The 18730-nt window shown below is 57.8% G+C and carries 18 protein-coding genes and 1 riboswitch; of the genes, 3 read left to right on the top strand and 15 right to left on the bottom strand.

All coding sequences use genetic code 11. The features are described from left to right. The 5 genes from AC2FFF_RS02810 to AC2FFF_RS02830 are packed head-to-tail and all read right to left on the bottom strand — an operon-like array spanning position 1 to position 5537. Complete coding sequence (locus AC2FFF_RS02810) at positions 1-270, bottom strand: K+/H+ antiporter subunit F (RefSeq protein WP_142632846.1); 270 nt, start codon at positions 268-270, stop codon at positions 1-3. After that, complete coding sequence (locus AC2FFF_RS02815; protein ID WP_496882844.1) at positions 267-767, bottom strand: Na+/H+ antiporter subunit E; 501 nt, start codon at positions 765-767, stop codon at positions 267-269. The genes AC2FFF_RS02810 and AC2FFF_RS02815 overlap by 4 nt, the downstream gene beginning before the upstream one ends. Then, on the bottom strand, positions 764-2308 hold the full coding sequence (locus tag AC2FFF_RS02820) for a monovalent cation/H+ antiporter subunit D (protein ID WP_281971810.1): 1545 nt from the start codon (positions 2306-2308) through the stop codon (positions 764-766). The genes AC2FFF_RS02815 and AC2FFF_RS02820 overlap by 4 nt, the downstream gene beginning before the upstream one ends. Continuing rightward, positions 2305-2664 (bottom strand): Na+/H+ antiporter subunit C, encoded by a 360-nt coding sequence (locus AC2FFF_RS02825; protein WP_142632852.1) that lies wholly within the window; start codon positions 2662-2664, stop codon positions 2305-2307. Before AC2FFF_RS02825 ends, AC2FFF_RS02820 begins: the two co-directional genes overlap by 4 nt. Then, entirely contained in the window at positions 2664-5537 is a 2874-nt protein-coding gene (locus AC2FFF_RS02830) for a monovalent cation/H+ antiporter subunit A (RefSeq protein WP_281972385.1), read from the bottom strand. The genes AC2FFF_RS02825 and AC2FFF_RS02830 overlap by 1 nt, the downstream gene beginning before the upstream one ends. A gap of 226 nt (positions 5538-5763) precedes the next feature. On the opposite strand from AC2FFF_RS02830, the gene AC2FFF_RS02835 reads away from it, so the two are divergent. Next, on the top strand, positions 5764-6237 hold the full coding sequence (locus AC2FFF_RS02835; RefSeq protein WP_142632854.1) for a rhodanese-like domain-containing protein: 474 nt from the start codon (positions 5764-5766) through the stop codon (positions 6235-6237). Beyond that, positions 6234-7049: a CE1 family esterase gene (locus tag AC2FFF_RS02840; protein WP_281971811.1), complete on the top strand. Its 816-nt coding sequence runs from the start codon at positions 6234-6236 to the stop codon at positions 7047-7049. The genes AC2FFF_RS02835 and AC2FFF_RS02840 overlap by 4 nt, the downstream gene beginning before the upstream one ends. Here AC2FFF_RS02840 and mdoH read toward each other — a convergent pair whose 3' ends face one another. The 7 genes from mdoH to AC2FFF_RS02875 all read right to left on the bottom strand — a co-directional run bounded on the left by mdoH (position 7050) and on the right by AC2FFF_RS02875 (position 16541). Further along, entirely contained in the window at positions 7050-8918 is a 1869-nt protein-coding gene (gene mdoH / locus AC2FFF_RS02845) for a glucans biosynthesis glucosyltransferase MdoH (protein WP_281971812.1), read from the bottom strand. Then, positions 8915-10414, bottom strand: a complete 1500-nt coding sequence (locus tag AC2FFF_RS02850; RefSeq protein ID WP_281971813.1) for an OpgD/OpgG family glucan biosynthesis protein — start codon at positions 10412-10414, stop codon at positions 8915-8917. The genes mdoH and AC2FFF_RS02850 overlap by 4 nt, the downstream gene beginning before the upstream one ends. Next, positions 10411-11628, bottom strand: a complete 1218-nt coding sequence (locus AC2FFF_RS02855; RefSeq protein ID WP_281971814.1) for an OpgC family protein — start codon at positions 11626-11628, stop codon at positions 10411-10413. The genes AC2FFF_RS02850 and AC2FFF_RS02855 overlap by 4 nt, the downstream gene beginning before the upstream one ends. A 34-nt stretch (positions 11629-11662) precedes the next feature. Continuing rightward, positions 11663-13033 (bottom strand): tetratricopeptide repeat protein, encoded by a 1371-nt coding sequence (locus tag AC2FFF_RS02860; RefSeq protein WP_271947985.1) that lies wholly within the window; start codon positions 13031-13033, stop codon positions 11663-11665. Positions 13034-13214: 181 nt separating this feature from the next. After that, positions 13215-14399, bottom strand: coding sequence for a CaiB/BaiF CoA transferase family protein (locus tag AC2FFF_RS02865; protein WP_281971815.1), 1185 nt, complete (start codon positions 14397-14399; stop codon positions 13215-13217). Next, a complete protein-coding gene (locus AC2FFF_RS02870; protein WP_281971816.1) occupies positions 14386-16005 on the bottom strand; it encodes a thiamine pyrophosphate-binding protein in 1620 nt (539 codons plus the stop codon). The genes AC2FFF_RS02865 and AC2FFF_RS02870 overlap by 14 nt, the downstream gene beginning before the upstream one ends. A 77-nt stretch (positions 16006-16082) precedes the next feature. Then, positions 16083-16541 carry a DUF302 domain-containing protein gene (locus tag AC2FFF_RS02875; protein WP_271947979.1) on the bottom strand — a complete coding sequence of 153 codons (459 nt, stop codon included), beginning with the start codon at positions 16539-16541 and terminating at the stop codon, positions 16083-16085. 68 nt (positions 16542-16609) lie between these two features. On the opposite strand from AC2FFF_RS02875, the gene AC2FFF_RS02880 reads away from it, so the two are divergent. After that, positions 16610-17023 carry a DUF1636 family protein gene (locus tag AC2FFF_RS02880; RefSeq protein ID WP_281971817.1) on the top strand — a complete coding sequence of 138 codons (414 nt, stop codon included), beginning with the start codon at positions 16610-16612 and terminating at the stop codon, positions 17021-17023. On the opposite strand, the gene AC2FFF_RS02885 is transcribed toward AC2FFF_RS02880, so the two are convergent. The 3 genes from AC2FFF_RS02885 to AC2FFF_RS02895 form a co-directional block, all read right to left on the bottom strand. Continuing rightward, positions 17020-17514 (bottom strand): hypothetical protein, encoded by a 495-nt coding sequence (locus AC2FFF_RS02885; RefSeq protein ID WP_281971818.1) that lies wholly within the window; start codon positions 17512-17514, stop codon positions 17020-17022. The two genes, AC2FFF_RS02880 and AC2FFF_RS02885, sit on opposite strands and share 4 nt — an antisense overlap. A gap of 66 nt (positions 17515-17580) precedes the next feature. Further along, on the bottom strand, positions 17581-18279 hold the full coding sequence (locus tag AC2FFF_RS02890) for a CbtA family protein (RefSeq protein WP_281971819.1): 699 nt from the start codon (positions 18277-18279) through the stop codon (positions 17581-17583). Positions 18280-18283: 4 nt separating this feature from the next. Further along, entirely contained in the window at positions 18284-18454 is a 171-nt protein-coding gene (locus AC2FFF_RS02895; RefSeq protein ID WP_142632876.1) for a CbtB domain-containing protein, read from the bottom strand. 37 nt (positions 18455-18491) lie between these two features. Further along, positions 18492-18700: riboswitch (cobalamin riboswitch) on the bottom strand. Between the last annotated feature and the right edge of the window lie 30 nt (positions 18701-18730).

The following is an 18730-nucleotide window of genomic DNA, read 5'->3' on the forward strand; positions in this document are numbered from 1 at the left end:
TCACTCGATGATATTGCCGCGCAGCATAAAGCGCGCGTAGGCAACGGTTGAGACAAAGCCGAGCATGGCGATGATCATGGCAGCCTCGAAGAAGATTTCGGTCCCCAGAAACAGCCCGTAAAGCACCATAAGGGCAATTGTGTTGATCACCATCGTGTCCAGCGCCAGAACCCGGGTGCCCACTCCATCGGCCGTAATGATCCGCCACAGGCACATCATGATGGCTGCGCCGAAACAGGCAAAGGCAAAGTAGATTGCTAGCTCGATCATTCGAAAATCTCCTTTAGCCTGCGCTCGTATCGTTGCTTGATTTGATCGCGTACTTCGTCCGGGTTTGGCGCATCGAGGCAGTGGACCAGCAGGTTGTGACCCTGCGCGGACAGATCGCAACTGACGGTGCCGGGGGTCATGGTGATTGTCCCGGCCAGAACCGTAATCGCCTCTGGTGTGCGCAGTTCCAGCGGAATGCAGACCCAGTTCGGTTCACGGTCGGAATCCCATTTGAAGAGGATGATCCTAGCAACTGTCATGTTGGCGACAACAATGTCCCATAGAACCACCAATATGTATTCGGCGATCATCGGCCAATTCCGAAGAATGGGCCGGTCTGGCCAATACGGCTGTGTGACGAAGGGGATGATAATCCCCAGCACAAGGCCAAACACCAGTGAATTCAGCGATGGTGTGTTTGCCAGCAAAATCCACACGACCGTCAGCAGGAAAGTCAGATGCGGGTGCGGGAATATCCGGTGAAGCAGTTTTTTCATTCTTCCACCCCTAACACGGCCGAGATGTAGTTTTCGGGTGCAAACAACTGTTCCGCTGTGCTGGTAGCGTAGTTCATTGCAGGCCCGGCAAACAATGTCAGCATGACCAGACCGATGATCAAAGCAAATACCGACGTAAAGGCCAACCCGGGCGAAGGTTCCGGGGCTGCCTGAAAGGCGGTCTCGCCGCCAGTTGTATCGGCTTGGTCGGTGGCCAAGCTGGCGTCATGGCTTTTCCAAAAGATCAAAGTTCCGGCGCGGGCTAGCCCTACTATGGTTACGAATGAGCCGATCAATACCACAGCCCAGACCGTATTTGCGTCTGGTGCATCTCGCGCGGCGTCCAGGACCAGCAGTTTGCCAATGAACCCGGACAGGGGCGGCATCCCGGCCAAAGCAATCGCACCAATAAAGAACAGTGCGGAAATCAGTCCGGTCTGTGCCATAGGGTGCTTTGGGGCAATCGCGCCTCCGCGCCGCTCGATCACCAGATCAGCAATCAGGAACAACAGCGCCGTCGCAAGCGTCGAATGGTAGATATAGAACAAAGCGGCGGCGGTTGCTGTTTCTGTGAACAGGGAAATTGCGATCAGCAGGGTACCCATTGACGCGATGGCGCAAAAAGCCACTAGGCGCGCGATGTGTCGTGAGCCCAATATGCCGATTGTACCAACGGCCAGAGTTACCAAAGCGGCAGGTTGCAGCCAGTTGATCACAAGATCATGCGCAACCAATACCTCGGGGCCAAAGCCAAGCGTGTACATGCGCAAGATCGAGTAGGCCCCGACCTTTGTCATGATCGCAAACAGCGCTGCAACTGGCATAGGAGCATTCGCATAGCTGGCCGGTAGCCAGAAATGCAGCGGTAGAACTGCAGCCTTAATGCAGAATACCAGCAGCAACAGGGCAGCACCCACTCTTATCAGAGCGGTGTCTTCGAACGGAAGCTCGGCAATCCGTACAGCCATATCCGCCATGTTCAGCGTGCCGGTCACTGAATAGAGCGTGCCAAGGGCAAACAAAAACAGCGTTGAGCCCAAAAGGTTGTAGGCGACATATTGCACGCCTGCCTTGAGCCGAACGGCTCCACCGCCGTGCGTCATCAAACCGTAGGACGCGATCAGCAATACCTCGAAGAACACGAACAGGTTAAAGGCGTCACCTGTCAGAAAGGCACCGCATACGCCCATAAGCTGAAAGTGGAATAAGGGATGAAAGTGCTTGCCGCGTGCATCCCATCCGGAGGCAATCGCATAAAGCACTATCGGAAGGGCTAAAAGCGCGGTCAGCAAGACCATCATGGCAGATAACCGATCCAGCACCAGCACGATTCCAAAGGGCGCTGGCCAGTTGCCCAACTCATAGACCAGAATGTCTCCACCTGCGGCCTGTGCGGTGATTGTCAGGGCGATGCCAAGCAGTGCCACGACACCGGCGACCGAGAATATGCGCTGCAAATCAAGGTGGTATCGCAGGACCATGATGATGAACGGAGCCAGAATCGCGGGCAGGACGACTGGCGCAACGATCCAATGGTTCATGCGTCTTCTCCCGGCGCGTCCGTATTGTCATGAGCGGCCATGTCGATGTGGTCATCCTTGGCCGACAGGTAAGCCGAAAGCGAGATCATCACGATCACCGCAGTCATCCCGAATGAAATCACGATGGCGGTCAGCACCAGGGCCTGCGGCAAGGGATCGGTATAGGCGACCTCTTCATATTTGTTCAGAACCGGCGGCGCGTCCAAAGCCAGCCGCCCGGTGGCAAACAAAAAGACGTTCACCGCATAGGTCAGCAGAGACAAGCCCAGAATGACCGGAAAAGTCCGGCGACGCAGGATCAGGAAAATCCCGGCGGCGGTCATCACGCCAACCGCAGAGGCTACGAGCGCTTCCATCAGACCTGCTCCTTTTCTTCTTGTTCTTCTTCAGGCGGATCGTCCCGCAGCGGGTTGATATCCATTGGGAATTCCTGCGCCATGCCGGGCTGCCAGGCCAAGCGGGACAGGCTATCCAGTGCCAGCATCACCGCGCCCAAAACCGCAAGGAACACGCCGGTATCGAACAGCATGGCGGTTGCCCATTCGAACTCTTCCAGTGGCGGCCAGTTCAGATATCCGAAATCGCTGGTAAGGAAGGGACGTTCATTGAACCATGCGCCAATTCCAGTTGCTGCGGCGATCAGAACGCCCCAGCCGATTGTGCCGTGGTAATAGAACCGTTGCCGTTCGATGGCCCAGGTATAGCCGCTGGCCATATATTGCATCAGATAGGCGATGGCGACGACGAGACCGGCGATGAACCCTCCGCCTGGTTGGTTATGGCCGCGGAAAAAGATATAGGCCCCGACCATCAGCGCGATCGGCATCATCACTCTTGTCGCCACGACCATCATCAACGGATGAGAGTCGCCCGATTGCGGCCAGTGCGGTTTACGGTTCAGCAAATACCCCCGGACATTGGTTTCCAGAACCGCCTCGGTCAGGGCAAAGATGATCAGGGCGGCGATGCCCAGGACGATGATTTCGCCGAAGGTATCAAAGCCACGGAAATCCACCAGGATCACGTTGACCACATTGGTGCCTCCGCCGCCCTTATACGAGTTGGCCAGATGGAATTCGGAAATGCTCGGGAAACCGAAATCCCGCAGCATCAACGCGTAGATCAACGCACCTGATCCGATGCCTGCCACGACCGAAATTGCCGCATCCCGCCAACGCCGCGCCGCGCTGCTGTCCCAGGGCGTGTCCGTGGGCAGGAAGTTCAGTGACAACAACAGCAGGATCATCGTCACTACCTCGACAGAAATCTGTGTCAGGGCAAGGTCGGGTGCGGACAGATAGTTGAAGGCCATCGAGACGATCAGGCCAACGACTCCGATCAGCACCAAGGACAGCAGCCGGTTGCGGTGGAACCACATGATGGCCAGCGTCGCGGCGATCAGGCAGATCCAGCCAATGAACGGAATGATCTGAACGGGTAGGGGCGTGCGTGTTTCAACGCCAATAGATCCGGTGGCGAATGCATAATATCCCAGCCCAACCGTAAAGACGATCAGGATGGCCGCATACCGGCTGAGGACCCCGTTATGCAGAGTATCTGTGACCCAGCGGCTGGTCGCCGTAAGCGCAGCGATCACTGCGTCAAAAATGGTTTTCGCCTCGGGTCTGGGCAGGGCATTCCAGATGAACTCACCACGCCGATGCTGTGCCAGCAAGGCCAGGCCACCCAGTGTGGCGAACGCGGACATATACAAGGCAGGCGTAAACCCGTGCCAGAGTTTCAGCGAATAATAGGGCAGCTTCTCGCCCCCGATTACCGCACTTGAAACAACTGCCACCAGCGGACCTACGATGGCGTTGGAATAAAGACCGATCAGGACGACAAGCACGACCAGGAAAGCGGGTGCAAGCCAAAGCCCGGCCGGTGGGTCATGTGGATGGGTTGGGTAATCGTCGCGTACTGGACCAAGGAACACGTGACCAACAAAGCGGAACGAATAGGCTGCAGAGAACAAGGCCGCCAGCAGCGCCAGTCCGGGCACAAGATAATGCGAATGCAGCCAGGTTGTGTGGACCGTTTCCTCCAGCATCATCTCCTTGGACAGAAACCCGTTCAGCGGAGGTAGACCGGCCATGGAAAGTGCGGCAATCGTCCCGATGGTGAAGGTGATGGGCATCAAATGGCGCAATCCGCCCAGTCGCTTGATATCCCGCGTACCGGTTTCGTGATCCACGATCCCGGCGGTCATGAACAGGGCTGCTTTGAACGTCGCATGGTTGATGATGTGGAAGATGGCAGCAACGGCGGCGATCTTGGTTCCAAACCCCAGCAGCATGGTTATCAGGCCCAGATGCGACACGGTCGAAAACGCCAGCAGCGCCTTGAGATCGTCTTTGAACAGGGCGATGCAGGCCCCGATCAGCATGGTTACCAGGCCGGTTGTGGCCACAATGTAGAACCACGCATCAGTACCCGCCAGAACGGGCCACATGCGGGCCATCAGGAACAACCCTGCCTTCACCATCGTGGCCGAGTGCAGATAGGCTGATACTGGCGTAGGGGCGGCCATCGCGTGTGGCAGCCAGAAATGGAAGGGGAACTGTGCCGATTTGGTGAAACACCCCAGCAAAATCAGGATCAGCGCTGGCATGTAATAGGGTGAAGACTGGATCAGTTCTTTGTTCTGGAGAATGACGCTTAGGTCATAAGAGCCAACGATATTGCCCAGGATCAGCATCCCCGCAATCATCGCCAAGCCGCCAGAGCCGGTCACAGCCAGCGCCATACGTGCGCCCTGTCGTCCCTCAGGGAGGTGTTTCCAATATCCGATCAAAAGGAATGAACTAAGCGAGGTAAGTTCCCAGAATATCAGCAAAAGTAGGATATTGTCCGACAGAACGATTCCCACCATCGCGCCCTGAAACAGCAGCAAATAGGTGTAAAACTGCCCCATCGGGTCTTCGCGCGACAGGTAGAACCGGGCGTAGAGGATGATCAGCAAACCGATGCCAAGGATCAGCAGCGCGAACAGAAACCCAAGGCCGTCCAACATGAAATTGGCGTTTAGGCCCAGTGCCGGAATCCAGTCGAACCGGGCGGTAACGACCTCGCCGCGCATCACGGTTGGGATGTGAATCAACAGCCCCATCAGCGCCAGAAAAGTGGTCAACCCAGCGGCCGAGGCTGCTGCGTTTCGTCCAGCCCGGATCAAAAGGGCTGGGAATACAGCTCCGAGGAAGGGAAGGGCCGCGATGAGGAATAGGGACAACTGCGATACTCCGGTCTGGGCGGTCAAAAGTGCTATTGATTTTGTAAGGATAATTCGCGGAGTGTCCAGCGATTGCAAGCCATTCTGCCTGTTCAGGGGCCCCAAGGCAGAGGATGGTACAGGTAAAGCGGCGATGACACGAACTTGAACAGGCAGGTTAATTTCGACACGGAACTGGATAAGCTGCTGTGATACATAGGACCGCATCGGATCAGGAGGGATTACAGTGGCTGCTGGGGCAAACCGGACACGGCGAAAGGTTCTGCTGTTTGGTGCGGCTGCTGTTCTGGGCGGTTTTGCAGTCCGTGAATACCGCCTGATCCCGCAAAGCTATGCGGGCGGTCGGATCAGTGTCGGGGATGCGCATCAACAAGCTAGGCTTGGAGATATATTTTTGGTGGACATCCGTACCCCACGCGAATGGGATGCCTCGGGCGTGGGCGAAGGCGCGCATCCCCTAGACATGCGTCGCGATGATTTTGAAGAGGCGCTGCTGCAGATTGTCGGCGGAGACCACGATGCCCCAATCGCCCTGATCTGCGCGCGCGGTGTGCGCTCGGCCCGGCTGAGCAACCAGCTGTCCGAGGCGGGGTTCGCAAATATCATCGACGTGCCCGAGGGTATGTTAGGCTCAGCAGCAGGGCCGGGCTGGGTCAGGGCAGGCCTGCCGGTTCAACACTATGATGGGAAAGCAGAATGATCCGAAGCTTGTTTCTGTCGGTCGGGATGGCCGTGATCGCGAATGCAGGAATGGCCGCCTGTGTCGATCAGGAAGACATGTGCGAAACGCCGTCGGGTGGGTACCATATCGAACTTCCCGAAACCGAAAACCCACCGCTGGTGGTGTTTCTGCACGGTTATGGCGGGACTGCGACCGGAACGCTGAAGAACCGCAGCTTGGTTGATCCTCTGCTTGCGCGCGGATATGCGGTTATGGCACCGGAGGGGTCCGAGCGTAACGGCCGCCAAAGCTGGAATTTCTTCCCGGGTTGGGAAGGGCGTGACGAAACGGCTTTTCTGCGCGAGGTGGTTCAGGATGCGTCGGACCGGTTCGGGGTCGATGATGACCGCGTCGTGTTGGGCGGGTTTTCTGCGGGGGCCTTCATGGTCTACTACCTCGCCTGCGCGGCGCCGGATACGTTTTCGGCCTATGCTCCGGTTTCAGGTGGGTTTTGGCGACCGCATCCCGAGGCCTGCGATGGCCCGGTGCGCATGTTTCACACCCATGGCTGGATCGACAATGTAGTCCCGCTGGAAGGGCGTCTTTTGGGCGGTGGTCGATTCCATCAGGGCGATATCTTTGCCGGTCTGGAAATTTGGCGGGTCGCAAACGAATGCGCCGATACCAAACCCAGCGGATTTTCCACGACCGGGCAATTCATGCGCCGCAAATGGACCGGATGCGCCGATGGCGCGATGTTGGAATTCGCACTTTTCCCAGGTGGTCACAACGTGCCGCAGGGATGGTCGGATATGATGGTAGAGTGGTACGAGGGCCTGCCGGGTGGTTGATCACTCGGCAGGAGTCATGACGGTTTTGCCTTCGACCAGGCGCTTCAATTCATCCCTGTGGAGACGGGCGGACCGGGTGATTGCCGGTTCCTGAACATCTTCTTTCATTCCGACCATGCGCCGCGCCGGTGAGGTTGAAACACCGCTGAGTGCGGAAAGCGGGATGGCAAAGGCCAGGCTTATGGCAATCGGAGCCAGCCAGATTGACACCAGACCCGATAGGATGCCGGCGCCCAAGGCTATACCGCTGATAGTTTCCAGCGTGTGACATAAGATCAGCGTCCGCAGTCCATAGCTGCCACCATCCCGCGCCTGAGGAGACCAGCCTTTTTGAATACCAAGAATTGTCCGGAAGACGGCGATCATCTGTTGCACCATAAGGATCGGCGCATAGAGGATCGACAGGATGACTTCCGAGATGAATGAGGTCATGAATTTACCTGCGCCACCGAAATCCGCATAGCGCACACCGCTAAGTGGCAGGGCAAGTACGCCAAGTACCTTGGGGGCCAGCAACATAGCATACATGACCAGAATGATCAGCACGTGGCGGGTTTCCGACATCTCGGGCCATTGCGGGAACAGCGGATTGTCGGGGCTGAAATAATGCAGGACCGAGGCATCCTCGCCCTGACCGATCAGCGCCCACATCACCAGCAAGGCAAACCAAAGCGGCGACATCAGATATCCGACTGCTCCATGGAACATGTGGAACCGCGACACAGCGCGGAATCCGGTTGAGCCCAGCAACTTCAGGTGTTGCAAATTGCCCTGACACCAGCGCCGGTCACGCAACGCGTGGTCGATCAGCGTTGGTGGGGTTTCTTCATAGGATCCTCGGATGCGCGGTAGGAACCGCACGCCCCATCCGGCGCGACGCATGAGGCCGGCCTCGACGAAATCGTGGCTCATGATCAGTTTTTCCTGACCATTCATTGCGCGCAGTCTTGGCAGCCCCGCGCAGTTGGCAAAAGCCTTGGTGCGGATGATCGCGTTATGGCCCCAATAGTTACCTTCCTGACCACACCAGCGGGCTAGACCTTCGGCGAAGGCGATACCGTAAACGCCATTGGCAAATTGCTGCATCCGGGCAAAAACCGACTGAGCACCAATTAACTGAGGGTAACTCTGGATCAGGCCCGCACCGGGGTCTCGCGCCAGAGAATCCGTCAGGCGCAGGATGGCGCGGCCGGTCATCAGGCTGTCGGCATCCAGCACGAGCATCGCATCCCAATCCGCACCCCAACGGCTGACCCAATCTGCGATATTTCCGACCTTGCGGTCTGTGTTCTGTTCTCGCCGACGATAATACAGTTCCAGTCCCGGCGCGAGGGTGGTGCGCAACGCTTCGACGCTGGCTTGTTCCTGTGCCGCGATCTCGGGGTCGCGGGTGTCAGAGAGGATGAACATCGCATAGTGGTGCTGACCATCCCGCGCGCGCAGGTCTTCCAGCATGGTGCGGGCGTTGCCCAGCACGTTCCAGGGTACTTCATTATAGACCGGCATAAGAAGCGCGACGCGCAGCGCCTGTGGGCGGCCCTGACGTTTGGGCTGTTCCTGCCGCGACAGGGAAATCATACCCAACAAAACGGTGCAGACCGTGAAAGAGATCCAGAAAAAGTTGAATGAGATCAGAGCCAACAGAATCGCTTCGATCAGATTGATCCCTTCGGCTCCGAACCAGTCGGTCATGACCCAAAGCAAGCCCAGCGTAGCCGCCATCGCAGGCGAGAACGCCAGCGCACGCCAGAATCCCGCAGATGCCTGCCTACTGCGGGGCGCCTGAGCGTCACGGAACCCAGCGCTGAAATTCTGCTCCGGCATCGCCAGGGGTGCCTCAGGCGGCATGATATGCAGATCGTTGCTCATGATGTCCAACGATACAGCCAGACTTCGGAGGCAGGCTGCTTGTCTTTCAGCAACTGTGCGCGCAGTTCCACATGGTTCCGGTCTCCCGGCTCGAAGGAAAAGGCCAACCGCAGGCCGCCAGTATCGGGGTTGCGCTGCAGGACGCCTTCCGAGGTCTCTGCATGGGGCGAGTCCACAAAGATCGTCATCGCCTCAGGTTCGTCGAATAGCTCGCTGGCCTCAAAGTCAATCACTGCAAGACGGCCGTGACCAAATGTGTTGTCACCCATCGCGGTGTTGATCACGCGTGGCATCGGGGTGCGCTCTGGTTCCTCACCCCAGATCAGGCGGTAGGACAGGTCCACCTGGCTTCCGGCCGCATAGGGCTCCATCGGACGCCAATAGGCGACGATATTGTCGTAGATTTCCTGATCAGCCGGGATTTCGACCAGAGTGACCGCGCCTTTGCCCCAATCGCCAGTTGGCTCGACCCAGAGGCCGGGGCGTTTGTGGTAACTCGCTTCAAGATCGGCATAATCCGAGAACGCGCGTTTCCGCTGCATCAGGCCAAACCCGCGCGGGTTCATGTCAACAAAGGACGAGAACTGCAGGCGGGTCGGGTTTGCCAAAGGCCGCCACAGGACCTCGCCAGCGCCGTTGCGGATCAACAACCCGTCGCTGTCATGCACCGCAGGGCGGAAATCGTCGAAACGGCTGTGATTGGTCTGATCGAACAGGAACATCGACGTGCCGGGTGCAATGCCGACATGGGTCAACTCGGTGCGTGGGAACAGCGTCGCCTCGACCTCCATCACGCAATCCGCGCCGGCCGTGACGTTGAACCGATAGGCACCGGTCACGCTGGGGCTGTCCATCAGGGCATGAACCACCATGTTGCGCTGACCGGGCTTGGGACGTTCCAGCCAGAAACGGATGAATTCAGGGAATTCCTCACCGTCCGGGTCGCCGGTTTTCAGGGCCAAACCGCGGGCCGACAGGCCATAGACCTCGTGCAGGCCGATGGCGCGGAAATAGCTGGCGCCTTGAAACACACAGAACTCATCGGTTTTTCCGGGGCGGTGCATTTCAGTCCGCAGGCGCAGGCCCGAAAAACCCAGCGTGTCGTCGACGGGCAACTGAGGGACCTCGGTCGACTTGTCAAACATCGACAGATCGAAGGCTACGGGTTTTGCCATGCCGTTTTCGACGGTCGAGACCTGAACCGTACGCGGAAAATAAAGCCCGGGCGTAAAGAAATCTACGTTGAAAGGCGTCTCAGATTCGAACCAAAGCGCACGATCCAGGCGGAACCGGATCGAGCGGTATTGCTCATAGGTCAGGTCCTGCCATTCCTGCGGGACCATCTTGCGCTCGGCAAAGGGCTTTGCGGCCAACTCGCGCGCCAGCGAGATCACGTCACTGCGGTCAAACGGGACCTCTCCGCCCACGGCAAAGGTGGCCGGGGCGAAGGCAAGCGCCGAAGTCGTGGCCAGAAATGCGCGACGTGTGAATTTCATTTCTTTGATTTCCAGGGTTGTGACTTAAACCACGCAGCCAAATAGGCGACGCTGATGATCATGGCAAAGCCAATCATATTAGCGAAAAAGACAGTGGCAAAATCCCGCCCAAACAAATCGAGCCCAACGCCGATAAGTCGTGCTGCTGCCATGGAAAATACGAATACGGCAAGTGATTGCTGACCCACTTTGGTGACCAGGGTCAGCACGATTTGCCAAGCTTTGGCGCCTGCGCTCTGACCGGTTGCGATCAGGCGGTGTCCATGCTCGCCAGCAGCGACCCAGCCCAGATAGGCCAGCGACAGGAAATGCATGTAGCGAAACAGACCGAAATCGGTCTTGTCGCGGAATTCCTTCGTGATGGGCCAGACTTTGCGGATTTCATCGGCCAAGTCCGGGGCTGCGGCATTCACCCATGTGAACACTTTCCACGACCCGAAGGGCATTGAAAAGATCAGAAACAGCGCCGCTGCCCAGATCAGCGTTTTTGACACCGGAGGGGCCGGGATCCAGCCGCGCATGAATGCAAAGCCAGTAAAGAACAGCAACTGCCAGCCAAAAGGGTTAAAGAACCACTGACGATCCGACCAGGGCTCGGCAGGCAGGTCCAGAACGTCGGTCTGCGCCACGAGCCAGATAGCAACGGATGTGGCTGCAACCGCCCAGAATCCGATGCGGGACAGGCCCATGAACAGCGGCATCATTGCAAGTACCACCAGATACATGGGTAGAATGTCGAAATAATTCGGCACGTAGGTCAGGGTGAACAGGCCGACGATCTGCGGCGCAGGATCATTGAAGAAATGCTGCAGGTTCAGGGACGAGATGTAGTTCTTCTCAAACAGGCCTGTTTGATTCAGCGCAGCCATCGTCATCGCGACAAAGAAGAACAGGCCGATATGCGCCCAGTAAACCTGCCAGATCCGGTATGATACCCGCGCAGTGCCCATCCACCAGCCCTTGCGCAGGAACGCGCCGCCAAAGGCGATGGCCGAGGCCATGCCCGAACAAAAAACAAAAATCTCGGTTGCATCCGAAAAACCAAACCGGGCAGGGATCCACTTGGCCCAGGGGTCGTTGGGAATATGCGCAATCAGGATGATGAACATCGCAATTCCGCGATAGAAATCCAGACGCGGGTCGCGCGTACTAACAGGGGCGGCCGAGGTGGCTGCCACAGGTGCAAAATCAGAAGCGGGCGATAGAGTCGCCATACGAGTTCTGTCCTTCTTCAGTCTTTTTGTTTTGTTATTCTGCCGGAACGCTTTGTGCGTCTTGGTTATCGCGGGCCGCATCGATCAATGCGCGGCGCGCCATAGCATAATTGTCCTCACCCCCGGCCCGCTTGGCACGGCGGTCGTCTAGAATGCGCTCGACAGCATCCAAACGGCCGGCACGCAGGCCGGAATCAATAGTGATGCGCTCGAATACATCACGTTGGGCGTGGCTACCACCGGCCAGTTGCATTCCGTCCCGTGCATTCGACAGGAAATCAAATGCTTCGCCGTAAAGGCCGTCGCCAAAAGCCTCAAGCCCTTTGGCTGCGGCAATACCGGGATCCGACATCCGGATCGGAGTGTCGCCCTGATTGCGCTGGGCATCTTTCTGGATGCGCTGCAGCATTTTGCCGGTCGCTTCGGTCCGGTTGTCGCCGGTCAGGGCCAGCAGATAGTGAAGATCGGCGAAGATCAGGCAGCCATCTTCGGTCCGGGCGGCGCTGAGGTCGGCCAGTTCCTCCCAACGGTTTCCAACTTTGACGCCCTCAAGCTCGAGCCGGGACAAAAGCGACGTGGCATTCGATATGTCACGGTAATCGTCGGTTTTGTCCTGCCGGACATACTGGTCATACAGTTCCATAACCTGATCGACCTGACCCAGGTCCAGATGCATCAGCGCCTTGTGCCACCAGACATGATAGCGGAAGTTGTTGCAATGCGCCCAGGCATCCTCGCGTCCGGCCAGCCAATCAAGACCTTGCTGCGCATTGCCGGTCATCTCGTGCACATGGGCCACTGCGTGCAGACCCCAGGCATCATCCGACACCATCCACAGTGCCTGACGTCCGGCGATTTCGGCTTTTTCGTAGGCCCCGGTTTCCTCAAGCGCGAAGGAATGGCACCCCAGAAGATATCCGCGGCCGGCGTGGTCGGGTTCATAAGCAGGCAGGACACGTTCGATCGACCGTCGCATACCAGCGGCATCTCCCAAGACAAACCGTGTTGCGTGGCTGAGTTTCATCGCCAGCGAGTCCTGTGGGTGGAGGCGCAGAATTTCTTCAAACTTCTGGATTGCATGTGAGGGCAGGTCGGACAGGTAAAGGGCCAACGCGTCGACATAAAGCCGCTCGCGCTCAGTTACCGGTTGGCGATCCATAGCGGTGTTGGCAGCATTCAACGCTTCCGCTGCAACTGGCATCATCTCGCGCCGACCCAGCAAGACCAGGAACAGGCCTTTGATGGCGTGACCAAGCGCGAAATCGGGCTCAAGCTCTAGCACTTTGCCCAGATGCTGGGGTGTGACAGCTGAATGCGCCATGAAACCAAGCAGAACACCATTCCACGCCTCGACACTGGCCGAATGGCAAAGAGTGTTCATCTGTCCGAAAACATCTTGTTTCATGCGCGGGATCCAATCCATTTGCGATTTATTACTTTATTCGATTTAGCAGAGAGTCAGGCGGGGTCGTATCAGTATCGGCCCTGCTCTCGAATTGGTGAAAAGCTGTGTGTGGAAAACGTGAAAAAATCCGCCGATTCAACGGCATGTTTCAGCAATATGCCGCCTAGTAAGGCATTGTGTTTCAATCTTCAAATGGGTTCTTAGCGTTCAAGACTGCTGCAGTGTCCGCTCCGAACTGTGGCGGAGCCGTCCGGTAGGTAACCGGTGTCCGCGACAATTTCAGCGGGTTTCCGATCAGTTTTACCTCGGCCGGGGCAGCCTGCATCGCGATCTGCATTTGCCGCGCCGCGACCTGCTCGGTGTCAAAAACCTGATCCAGGGTCTGGACCGGCCCAACTGGTACTTTGCGTGCCTCAAGTTCTGCGATGACGGTTGTTGTGTCATATGACTGAACCGCAGGGCGCAATAGGGCGTTCAACGCATCCCGGTTTTCCAGCCGCGCCGGATTCGTCGCAAAGCGGACGTCATCCGCCAGATCAGGTTGGCCGATGAATTCGCAGAACCGGCGGAACTGACTGTCATTACCTACAGCAAGGATCACATGGCCATCAGCGGTTTCGTAAACGTCATATGGAACGATATTTGGATGACCATTCCCACGGCGTTGTGGCACATTGTCGGATGTCAGATAATTCACGCCTTCATTGATCAGCCACGCAATCTGGGAATCGACCAGAGCCAGATCAATTTGCTGTCCCTCTCCGGTCTGGTCCCGATGGCGCAATGCTGCCAAAATGCCAACGCAGGCATACATACCGCACATGACATCAGCGATACCAACTCCAACTTTCATCGGCGCCCCTTGGGGATCGCCGGTCAGAGACATGACACCGCCATAGCCCTGCGCCATCAGATCATATCCGGGCTTTGATGCGTTAGGCCCATCCTGCCCATAGCCTGAGATCGAACAATAGACGAGGCTAGGGAATTCCTTCGAGAGCGATTTGTAATCCAGCCCGTATTTCGCAAGCCCGCCGGGTATGAAATTCTCGATCAGAATGTCCGCAAACGAGGCCAGCCGCCGAATTTCCGCCTGACCTTCGGGTGTGGTGATGTCGATGGCGACCGATTTCTTGTTGCGGTTGGCTGACATGAAATAGGCACTAAGATCCGATGGAACCCCATCGGCATCAGCGACATAGGGTGGGCCCCACTGGCGCGTGTCGTCCCCTTTAGTGGCAGGGTTTTCGATCTTGATAACGCTGGCACCCAAATCGCCCAGCAACTGTGTGCAGGTCGGTCCGGCCAGAATGCGAGACAGGTCCAGAACCTTGACGCCCTTCAGCGGTCCTTCAGATCCGGCCATCATATCCTCCGCGATCAATCTCAGCAGCGATTACGGTGAACCTATCAGACTTGGTTGCCGCTTCCAGAGCATCCCTCAGTTCGGCGCGGGTGCGCACCGTGTGACCATTCCCGCCGAAGGCCCGGCCAATAGCTGCAAAGTCGTGGCGGTCGAAATCGACGCCTACGTTCCCAATTTGCCGCTGACGCTGTTTCAATTCGATCAGGGCAAGGCTGGCGTCGACGAACACCAGGAAAATCGGGTTACCACCCATCTCGGCAACGGTCGACAGTTCTCCGGCGACCATCAGGAACCCGGCATCGCCGGAAAAGCTGATGACCGGGCGCGTGGGTTCGGCCAGTTTCAGCCCGATGGCCATTGGCAGAGCGCAGCCCATGGTGCAGAGCGCTGAAGATTGGATCAGCCCGCGTTCTTCGGAACATCCCCACATCTGGCTGAGAAGGATGCGATGTGCGCCACTGTCAGCGGTGGCCAATGTCTCGGCAGGAAGAACCGCGCGGGTTTCCGCAATTACCGCGGCGGGACCCCATACGTCATCAGTAGGGAAGGCTCGCGCCAGGGCGGCCCGAACCTGTTCGGGCTCACCGCCGGGCCAGGTGGCGCGGGCAGGGTTGCCCTTTGCAACGGCCTCGAGGGTCGCACCGGTATCAGCCACCAGGTTCAACCCGGCCTGATGCATGTAGTGATCGTTCGGAACCGCCGAAATGTCGATGACGCGCTTTTCTTCGGGGTCCCATATCTCGCGCCAGCCAGGGCGCATTTCGATCGGGTCATAGCCCAGACACAACACCAGATCGGCCTGTTCAACCAGCGGCACCAGATGGGTGTCAGCAAGCGGCGACAGGCCCGCGCCGCCAAGGCACAGTGGATGATCCTCGGGAACCACGCCCTTGGCCTTGTAGGTTGTCACAAAAGGAATGCCAAAATGTTCAAGGAACGCCTGCACCACATTGCGCGAGTCGTCGTATAGAACATCCAGGCCGATAATCGCGATGGGCCGTTCGGCCTGTGCCACCCAGCGGCGGGCTTTTTCAACGCAATCCCCCTCGGGCGCGACGGCGGCAGGTTTGACAAGACGGCGGCGTTTGACATCGGTCACAGGCGCATCCGCAACCGAAATCGGCACGTCGATATGCACCGGTCCTGGGCGCGGTTGATTGGCCAGCGACACCGCTTTGTCTGCGATAATATCCGCGCCTTTGGCGGTCAGCATGAACGTCCCTTTGGTGATCGAGCGATAGACCCGTGCGTGATCCATGACCTGATGGGTGTATGTCAGCGCCTCATCTGCGTCGACACAGCCGGTCAGCACGATCATTGGCACCCGGTCCTGCAACGCATTGGCGACCACATTGATCCCGTTCATCGCGCCTGGACCGAGTGTGGCCACCAGAATGGCTGGGGCGCCGTCGCGGTGATGCACCGCCTCGGCCATAAAGCCGGCCGCGTTCTCGTGTTTGGTCAGGTGAAAGGTTATCCCCGCCTTTTCCAACGCATCCACTAGGGTCAGCACCTCGCCACCTGGCATGCCAAAAGCGTGGCGGCAGCCAGCCTCATAAAGCCGTTGGGCCAGAATGTCCGCAGCGCGGGGCGTCGAGTCCTGCATCAGTATAGCTCCGAAAACTGTTTCAACGCAGATTGCGGAGGACAGACCCGGACGCAAGGCGCATCACGCCAGTGTGACTATTTGACAGCGGCTTCGGCCACGATCTGAAAGGTGTCATCCAATTCCTGGGCAATGTCCCTCAGGGGGTCTCCGCCCTCATAGATATAGGGCGCGAATACAAAGCTGGGCGTTTTATAGGATAGGGTGGCGGTGCCGTCTTCGTTTTCGGTCACGTAAAACCGGATCGGTGCTTCGATCATTGCGCGCACCGAGGTTTCCAGCACGCGCACCGCATAGTCATTGTTGAAGGCGCCGATCACCAGATTGCCTGGGATTGTAATTCCCCGCGCGGCGGCGGCTTTGGTGGGGCCGGCCTGCGTGACCACGATCAGACCGTTTGCCTTAACCGCCGATTTGGTGTCCGAGACTAATTCATCATAGCTTTTGCCCGTTGGATACACGGCCCATCCCGAGAGCGGTTCGTCGGCCCAGGCGGGCAGGGCCAGCAGGGCGAAGACGGTCCAAAGCAGTTTCATCCAGAGGCCTCCTTTTAAGGTGTCTGCAGGAATCCTGCCAGAAATGTGAGAACGCCGCACTCACAATCTTGTGCGCATTCGGGATTGCGCCGCGCCGCTTAAAGCCGCAGAAACGGGCGCAGGACGAAGGGAAAGGTCTGGATCGGATGCGCCTGATGATCTGCAAAACCTGTGGCACCGCACGCGATCGGGCGGCCGAGGTGCAGGCTGTGAAGGACGCACTGAAAAGGGCTGGATTGACGGATCAGGTCGAATTGAGCGAACACGCCTGTTTCAGCAGCTGCGCGGAACCCACGACGCTGGCTATACAGTCGCTGGGGCGCGCATCTTATGTGTTTTCGGGTGTCGATGTGGTGGCGGATGCTGCGGATATCGCTGAAACTTGCCGTACTTACCTGAACAGCCCCCAGGGTTGGATCGAAGACGCCCGACCCTGCGGGCGGCTTCGGATGTGTTTGCGTGCGCGTATCCCGGCGCTTTAATCGACCTGAACCGTAACCGCAGCACGAACCGGCACGTTATCTACCGAAAGCGGGCTATGGCTGTTGGAATTCAGCGAAACCGAAACCTCGACCTCGCCTTTGGGCAACTGATCAATGTGCATCCAACTGCCGTAAAGCCGGGCGAGCTTTTCTCCGTTGATGTAAACATGCGCGTGCCCTTCGCCCGCCATGTCTGCGGTCGATGCGTTCTGCGGTGCGAAGGTAAAGTTTTTTGGCATGACATGCAGGTTCCAGCCAGACATAGGATCCTGTGTCAGTGCGATGTCCAGTGTAGGTGCATCTGTGCCTGCCGGTAGGTTCAGGGCCGTGGAATGATCGTGGGCCATGGTCTCAGTGTGTGAGGCTCCGTGAAGAGACGGATCAGAATGGTCGTGGCCATCAAATGTGACGCCATTTGCAGCAGCAATTACAAATCCTGCACCGCCGCCAAAGACCAGACCGATCACGAATAGAGCAAGTGAACGGGTCATTGTATTTCCTTGAAAACATAGGGAAACGCGCCAAGTTTACACCCGGCGCGTTCAATCTAAGTGCGATCAGGCCGTTGCTTCGGAATGTTGCGCTTCTTTCTGCCAGAAATAGCCAGCGAACGCGCCAACCAGAACCCATGCAACCAGACCGATTCCAAAAGCTCGTGCCGCGAACAACGCTCCAATTTCAGTCGGCACAGGGCCGGTGAAAACATCGGGCTCGGGTGCACCGATAAGATGTGGCACCAACAGAAGTACCGCGGCGATCACATAGCTGATCAGGTTACCTCCAAAGGCGATCAACCACATGGCGACAAGGGCTGCTGCAACTGTTGCGAACCACCAGACCTGACGCGCATAGACATCGGCTGCCGCGACACCCGGCACTTCGGGCGCAAGGGTGAAACCTGGTGCAAGGTGGAAAGCGATAAATCCGGCCAACCCCCAAAGAACGCCGGTCCGGCCATCAATCTGATGCCCTTGACCTTCGGCTACCGACATCAGCGCAACCATCACCAGCGCATAGCCGGTATAGGTCAGCATGGTAAAGATGACACTCAGCGCATCACGCGTCAGTTCAGAGAACATGCGCGGCAGCTCGGGATGAGCCGATACGGTCTCGGCCCCGAAATGCACCAGCTCTCCGGATTCATAAAGCTCGGCATGCAACAATACTGGTTGCACAAATACCAACTGCAGCAAGGCGGCAATCAGCCCCGCTGCAGCACCAGCGAACAACGCGCTGGTCAATATACGACTGAACACGGTCTTAGTGGCAGGGGAAGCCGGTCGCGTGACGCACGTCATGCGCTGCATCATGCAGGGCCGCTGCCTGAACGTGACCGGTCAGCGTAATGAGGCCCAGACCCAGAACCACTGCAAACATGACCGGAACAAAGCCTGTACGCGCGGCGGATGCTGTTTTCGTTTGTGTTGCCATTTTGTATTCTCCTCTGCCGCCGCACCCGACGGCCGGTGTTTCGTTTTTGCGCCTGGCAGGTCTCCTGGCTTGCGGGTCGATGCCTCTGTTCGCCTTCCCCCCGGAGAACCGGGAGTGGCTGGTTGAACAGGGGCTCTCCGCTTACAGTCGCGGGGGCGGCTTTGGAGTTGACCACCGAGGCAGTCGCACCAAATTCCCTCTTAGCATCCGGATTTCTCCGGCAGGACCAGACACCCCCATTTAGCCGCTATAGCTGTGGCGGTGCAATCATCATTT

It is taken from the genome of Ruegeria sp. YTSA226 (assembly GCF_059609905.1).

What these genes read in the sequence shown, in the direction of transcription:
- AC2FFF_RS02810 (WP_142632846.1), bottom strand. Translation starts at nt 270, where the DNA reads ATGATCGAGCTAGCAATCTACTTTGCCTTTGCCTGTTTCGGCGCAGCC.
- AC2FFF_RS02815 (WP_496882844.1), bottom strand. Translation starts at nt 767, where the DNA reads ATGAAAAAACTGCTTCACCGGATATTCCCGCACCCGCATCTGACTTTC.
- AC2FFF_RS02820 (WP_281971810.1), bottom strand. Translation starts at nt 2,308, where the DNA reads ATGAACCATTGGATCGTTGCGCCAGTCGTCCTGCCCGCGATTCTGGCT.
- AC2FFF_RS02825 (WP_142632852.1), bottom strand. Translation starts at nt 2,664, where the DNA reads ATGGAAGCGCTCGTAGCCTCTGCGGTTGGCGTGATGACCGCCGCCGGG.
- AC2FFF_RS02840 (WP_281971811.1), top strand. Translation starts at nt 6,234, where the DNA reads ATGATCCGAAGCTTGTTTCTGTCGGTCGGGATGGCCGTGATCGCGAAT.
- mdoH (WP_281971812.1), bottom strand. Translation starts at nt 8,918, where the DNA reads ATGAGCAACGATCTGCATATCATGCCGCCTGAGGCACCCCTGGCGATG.
- AC2FFF_RS02850 (WP_281971813.1), bottom strand. Translation starts at nt 10,414, where the DNA reads ATGAAATTCACACGTCGCGCATTTCTGGCCACGACTTCGGCGCTTGCC.
- AC2FFF_RS02855 (WP_281971814.1), bottom strand. Translation starts at nt 11,628, where the DNA reads ATGGCGACTCTATCGCCCGCTTCTGATTTTGCACCTGTGGCAGCCACC.
- AC2FFF_RS02860 (WP_271947985.1), bottom strand. Translation starts at nt 13,033, where the DNA reads ATGAAACAAGATGTTTTCGGACAGATGAACACTCTTTGCCATTCGGCC.
- AC2FFF_RS02865 (WP_281971815.1), bottom strand. Translation starts at nt 14,399, where the DNA reads ATGGCCGGATCTGAAGGACCGCTGAAGGGCGTCAAGGTTCTGGACCTG.
- AC2FFF_RS02870 (WP_281971816.1), bottom strand. Translation starts at nt 16,005, where the DNA reads ATGCAGGACTCGACGCCCCGCGCTGCGGACATTCTGGCCCAACGGCTT.
- AC2FFF_RS02875 (WP_271947979.1), bottom strand. Translation starts at nt 16,541, where the DNA reads ATGAAACTGCTTTGGACCGTCTTCGCCCTGCTGGCCCTGCCCGCCTGG.
- AC2FFF_RS02885 (WP_281971818.1), bottom strand. Translation starts at nt 17,514, where the DNA reads ATGACCCGTTCACTTGCTCTATTCGTGATCGGTCTGGTCTTTGGCGGC.
- AC2FFF_RS02895 (WP_142632876.1), bottom strand. Translation starts at nt 18,454, where the DNA reads ATGGCAACACAAACGAAAACAGCATCCGCCGCGCGTACAGGCTTTGTT.